Annotated in this window: 4 protein-coding genes and 1 pseudogene; 2 read left to right on the top strand and 3 right to left on the bottom strand. The window is 40.0% G+C overall.

The features are described from left to right. From AC4GME_RS03785 to lgt, 3 genes and pseudogenes are all read right to left on the bottom strand, one after another. A pseudogene (locus tag AC4GME_RS03785) lies at positions 1–1100 on the bottom strand (bifunctional aconitate hydratase 2/2-methylisocitrate dehydratase); the annotation flags it as partial. Positions 1101–1289: 189 nt separating this feature from the next. Next, positions 1290–2141 carry a thymidylate synthase gene (locus AC4GME_RS03780; RefSeq protein WP_490377402.1) on the bottom strand — a complete coding sequence of 284 codons (852 nt, stop codon included), beginning with the start codon at positions 2139–2141 and terminating at the stop codon, positions 1290–1292. Between the two features lie 250 nt (positions 2142–2391). Further along, complete coding sequence (lgt, locus tag AC4GME_RS03775; RefSeq protein WP_490377403.1) at positions 2392–3216, bottom strand: prolipoprotein diacylglyceryl transferase; 825 nt, start codon at positions 3214–3216, stop codon at positions 2392–2394. A gap of 116 nt (positions 3217–3332) precedes the next feature. On the opposite strand from lgt, the gene AC4GME_RS03770 reads away from it, so the two are divergent. After that, positions 3333–4220, top strand: a complete 888-nt coding sequence (locus tag AC4GME_RS03770) for a DMT family transporter (RefSeq protein WP_490377404.1) — start codon at positions 3333–3335, stop codon at positions 4218–4220. A gap of 237 nt (positions 4221–4457) precedes the next feature. Further along, the gene (sstT, locus tag AC4GME_RS03765; RefSeq protein ID WP_490377405.1) at positions 4458–5747 is read left to right on the top strand and encodes a serine/threonine transporter SstT; all 1290 of its coding nucleotides are present in this window, start codon (positions 4458–4460) and stop codon (positions 5745–5747) included. The last annotated feature ends 223 nt before the right edge of the window (positions 5748–5970 follow it).

Raw genomic sequence — 5970 nt, 5'->3', positions numbered from 1 at the left:
GTTGAAGCTTCAAGACCTAACGATTTACGCGCACGTTCAGTTAAACCACGACCGATAATAAGTGGAATACGGCCACCAGCACGTACTTCATCAAGAATAATATTGGTTTTTAATGCAAACTCTGAGACAACCTCACCTGTTGCATTGTTTTTTACAACGCCTTGGTGTGGATAGATATCAATCACATCACCACTATTTAATGCACTGACATCCATTTCAATTGGCAATGCACCAGAGTCTTCCATGGTATTAAAGAAAATAGGTGCGATTTTATTACCGATACAAACACCACCAGCACGTTTATTCGGCACAAATGGAATATCATTGCCCATAAACCATAAAACAGAGTTAGTTGCAGATTTACGAGAAGAGCCCGTTCCAACAACATCACCAACATAAGCTAATTGATGGCCCTTTTCTTTTAAAGCTTCAATCTGTTTAATTGGACCAACACCCCCTTCCTGATCCGCTTCAATTCCTTCTCGAGAAATTTTAAGCATAGCTAAAGCGTGTAGCGGGATATCAGGGCGCGACCAAGCATCAGGAGCAGGAGACAGATCATCTGTATTTGTTTCACCCGTCACTTTAAATACTGTCATGGTTATTTTTTCAGCAACCGCGGGTTTTTCTAAGAACCATTGTGCATCAGCCCATGACTGAATAACTTCTTGAGCAAAAGCATTACCCGCTTTTGCTTTCTCTTCCACGTCATAAAATGCATCAAACATTAATAATGTATGAGAAAGTGCTTTTACTGCTAATGGAGCAAGTGCGGCATTATCAAGTTGCGTAACTAAAGACTCGATATTGTAACCACCCTGCATCGTACCTAATAACTTAACCGCATGTTCAGGTGTAACAATTGGAGATGTTACGTCACCTGTTGTAATAGCAGATAAAAATCCCGCTTTAACGTAAGCAGCTTCATCAACACCAGGAGGAATACGGTTTTCTAAGAGATCAATCAGGAAGGCTTCTTCACCTTGCGGTGGATTTTTTAATAGTTCTACTAATGCAGCAGTCTGCTCTGCATTTAATGGCTGTGGAACAATACCCTGCTCGGCACGTTCAGCGACATGTTTACGATAAGCTTCTAGCACAATAATAACCTCTTGTTTCAGCGAAAACTCGCTTTATTGGAATCGTTTTATCGGAATAAAAATTTGCACAAAGTATATCGCATCATTTGCACAAAGAAAACGAAAGGGCCAATCAGCCCTTATTAAGTTACAAAAATGTTAATGGCAGGCAAGTTCCAAACCATTTTCCATTCTAGGAATCAGCAGGCATTAAACCGAAAACGGATATTTAATGGCATCATGGTGCTGATAATCACTCACTTCAAAATCATCCATTGTTACCCAGGTTTCCAGATCTTCAAGAGATTTAATCTTCGGGTTAATGGTTAATTTAGGGGAAGCAAACGGCTGTCGTTTTAACTGCACATCACGCATCAATTCAAACTGGTCTTCGTAAATATGCGCGTTTACAATTTTGTGGTAAGCGGTACCCGCTTTTTTGCCGGTAATTTGCGCCATCAAGGCTAAGAAAGTAAAAACCTGTACTTGGTTGAAATTCAGACCAAGCGGCACATCACATGAACGCTGATAACTGGTAAGGTGCAAGGTATCTCCCACTAATGAGAAAGTATGCGTGTGCATGCAAGGACGTAAACAGCCCATATGGAATTCACCGGGATTATAAAAGGTGATAATTTCACCACGATCATCAATACCATTTTTTAGATTATCAACCACTTTTCTGAGTTGATCGATATGTCCGCCATCAGATTTTGCCCAAGAGCGCCCTTGAACACCATAAACGCGGCCCATATCATCAGTGCCTTTGCGGTATTTATTATTTAACCAGGCACCATTAAGATTGGCATTCGCATCCCAGGTTTTAGTGCCTAAGGCTCTAAAATCAGCGGCATTATCATAACCGCGAATATAACCGAGAAATTCTGCAATCGCTGATTTCCAAAAGCTTTTACGCGTGGTGATCATCGGGAACTGATTGTTTTTCACATCATATTCAAGATCTGCATTAATCACAGTTAAACAACGTTTTTGGGTGCGTTCATTTTCAATCCAAACACCATTTTCAATAATACGCTGACATAAATCTAAATATTGTTTCATCTTTTTTCACCTAATATTTACGCAAACAGCTTAAAGATATCTCTTCTGCTAGTTTGCGTATCATGTTTGATTTGTAACTACTCAGCACCTCAATAATTTAAAGTGCTTTTATCAAATAAGACTGTAAATGCTCAGGGCTAAGCCATTTATGCTGAGTTCAAGGCGAAAAAGCGCAGTTTAGTCGTTTAAATGAGCATTTTTCAACGCGGAAATAAGCTTAAATGGCAACGACCTGAGTAGTTACATTTGATTAAGCCTTTTTGCCGGTAGCTTTTTGAGACTGTTGACCTTTATAACGATATGCATAGGCGATTAAGATAGCCCCGGCAATCACCATCGGTAATGATAAAATTTGCCCCATACTCAGTCCAAAGCTTAATAAACCAAGGTGCGCATCTGGCTCACGGGCAAACTCAACAAAAATACGGAACGAGCCGTAACATAATAAAAATAGCCCTGCCACAGAGCCACTAGGGCGTGGCTTGCGAATAAACAGAAAGAGAATAATAAACAGTAACACCCCTTCCAACGCAAACTCATAAAGTTGCGAAGGATGACGAGGTAGTGGCCCTGCATTCGGGAAGATTATACCAAATGGAGAGTCAGTCACTCGGCCCCACAACTCTGAGTTAATAAAGTTACCGATACGCCCTGCGCCAAGGCCAACGGGTAAAAGCGGCACAATAAAATCACCAACCGCTAAAATTGAACGCTGGTTCTTTTTCGCATAAAAGATAATGGCGGAAACAACACCAACCACTCCTCCATGGAAGGACATACCACCTTCCCAAATTCTAAACAGATAAAGTGGATTGTCTAAAAACTGCGGGAACTGGTAAAAGAAAACATAACCCGCACGTCCCCCTAAAATAACCCCCATAAAACCATAAAAAAGCAGATCACTGGCTTGCTCTCGTGTCCAAAGCCCATTTGATCTGTCGCATTGGCGATTAGCCATCCAAAAGGCAAAAGCAAAACCGACTAAATACATTAAACCGTACCAGCGGATATCTAACGGGCCGATGCTGATTGCAATCGGATCAATATGGGGTAAAACAAAATTTGAAGCTGACATTTATCTACTCATTGGTTAGCTAAACGAAAAAAAACATAATATAGCAAGCATCATCTTGCTTCACTATTATAAAATGGCTAGTCTGGGTTTATCGTCTCTATTTGGTTTATTCAATCATGCATTTTGGTGTTTTTCTTGCTCTTACGGGTACGTTACTATTTTCATTAAAATCAATTTTTATTAAATATGCTTATGCACAAGGTTTAGATGCCGACTCAGTGCTGGTTTTACGTATGGCAATCTCAGTGCCATTTTACCTGTTTATTCTGGCTCATCTGTTAATTAAACGTCAAAAACAAGCAGCTCCTGCTCTTTCCAATGCGATTTTATTACAGGTCTTAGGGCTGGGATTTCTCGGGTATTACCTTTCTTCATTATTAGACTTAAAAGGTCTGGAATATATTAGCGCACAACTCGAGCGTTTGACTCTGTTCACCTATCCGTTCTTAGTGGCCATTATCGGCTATTTTTTATTTAAGCAGCCTCTAACTAAACGTCTAATAATTTCATTGTTGATAACTTATCTGGGCTTATGGGTGGTAATGGGCCAAGAGTTACAACTGACAGGTAATGATGTGTTATATGGCACAACCTTAGTGATGGGGGCTGCGTTAAGCTTTTCTTTTTATGTTCTTCTCAGTAAACCTATGATAGCTAAGCTCGGCTCTCTGCTTTTTACCAGTTTAGCGATGACCGCCTCATCCGTTTTAGTTTTTGCCCATGGCGCACTACAAATTGATTTTTTTACCCTGCAAATAACTGGGCAAGCGTGGCTTTGGGTGTTTCTACTCGCAGTTTTCAGTACTGTTATTCCAAGCTTTATGGTCTCAGAGGCAATTCATCGTATTGGTCCTACGCAAACGGGAATAGTGGGCACTTTAGGACCCATCTTCACCATCGTACTCGCAGTGTATCTATTAAATGAACCGATCACCTCTTATATGATCTTTGGTATGCTGATGGTGTTTTTGGGGGTCGTTGTATTAATGTTCAGGAAAAAATAACAGGCAAATCCAGCTCTTCGATAATATTTTTTATTTTTATGATCCAGTTTAAAACAAATTCCTCTTTAAAAATTTACAATATATGCATAATACCAATGATGGTATGACAAAACACTATAACCAAACCACCTGAAAATGCAGGGAAGCGCGTTTTTAAGTGCTTTGGCTATAACGCATGCGAGAGATTAAACGGATTTATCTCCTCTGCAGCCCAATAATATAAAACAGGTTTAATATATGAATCCCAACCCCACTATTTTTCAACGCTTTTTAAACTCTAGCCTCGTTGTGCAAATTGTTATCGGTATCATTGCAGGTATTTTAGTAGCCTCAATTTCACCAAGTAGCGCTAACGCAATCTCTTTTCTTGGCGCTTTATTCGTCGGCGCATTAAAAGCGGTTGCACCAATACTGGTTTTTGTTTTAGTTGCCTCGTCGATTGCTAACCAGAAAAAAGGCAGCCATACCAACCTAAAACCAATTATTAACCTTTATCTGATTGGTACTTTATTAGCGGCTTCTACAGCAGTTATTATCAGTTATTTTTTCCCGACAACGCTGGTATTAGTAGCAACTGACATTCAGGCAGCACCACCGGAAGGCATTATTGAAGTTTTAAATACTTTATTATTTAAACTCGTAGACAACCCTGTTAATGCACTGGTTACGGGTAACTTTATCGGTATTTTAGCCTGGGCTGTTGGTTTAGGTTTAGCACTACACCATGCTAATGACACAACAAAAAATGTCTTACATGATGTATCTAACGGTGTGACTAAAATCGTTCACTTGGTTATCCGTTTCGCACCAGTTGGTATCTTTGGTTTAGTGGCAAGTACCTTTGCAGCAACAGGTTTCGACGCTCTACTTGGTTATTCTCATCTGTTGGCTGTATTACTGGGCTGTATGATTTTCATCGCCTTAGTCGTTAATCCTGCCATTGTTTATGTGAAAACCAAAAGCAATCCTTATCCGTTAATTTTTAAGTGTTTACGTGAATCTGGTGTGACAGCGTTCTTTACGCGTAGCTCTGCCGCTAATATTCCAGTTAATATGGAATTGTGTGAAAAACTAAACCTTCATGAAGATACTTACTCGGTTTCAATTCCACTTGGTGCAACCATCAATATGGCAGGCGCTTCAATCACTATTACCGTACTAACACTGGCAGCCGTACATACACTTGGTATTGAGTTTGATATTGCCACGGCAATTTTATTAAGTGTTGTTGCTGCGGTTTCTGCTTGCGGTGCGTCAGGTGTTGCCGGCGGTTCATTGTTATTAATCCCTCTGGCATGTAGTTTATTTGGTGTGCCAAATGAGATAGCAATGCAAGTTGTGGCGATTGGTTTCATTATCGGTGTAGTACAAGATTCAGCTGAAACAGCCTTAAACAGCTCAACTGATGTGATCTTTACAGCGGCAGCTTGTTATGCCGAAGAAACAGCAAACGGCCCAGCTGCAATAGAACTTGGCGAAACAATCTATTGTGCAGAAGAAGCGCAACCGATAAAAATTGAGAGTTAAACTATACCAATACCAAATTCACTAGTTATCTATTCATTTACGCTTGTTAAAATGAATGCTAGCGTCGTTATTGATTTTGCAATTAGAACAACTAGTTACTGCAATCAATGCCTTGCTTTCATCCATTTATCCTGCGCCTAAATAGATCATCTAATTAGTGGAATTGGTATAATGCGATTTAATGATTATCCACTCAGCTGGAGTTCAGGCAGTTAATTAGTCG

This window comes from Psychromonas sp., assembly GCF_983033635.1.
The sequence above is the reverse complement of the archived record's forward strand: the minus strand, read 5'-3'. Positions and strand labels throughout refer to the sequence as shown.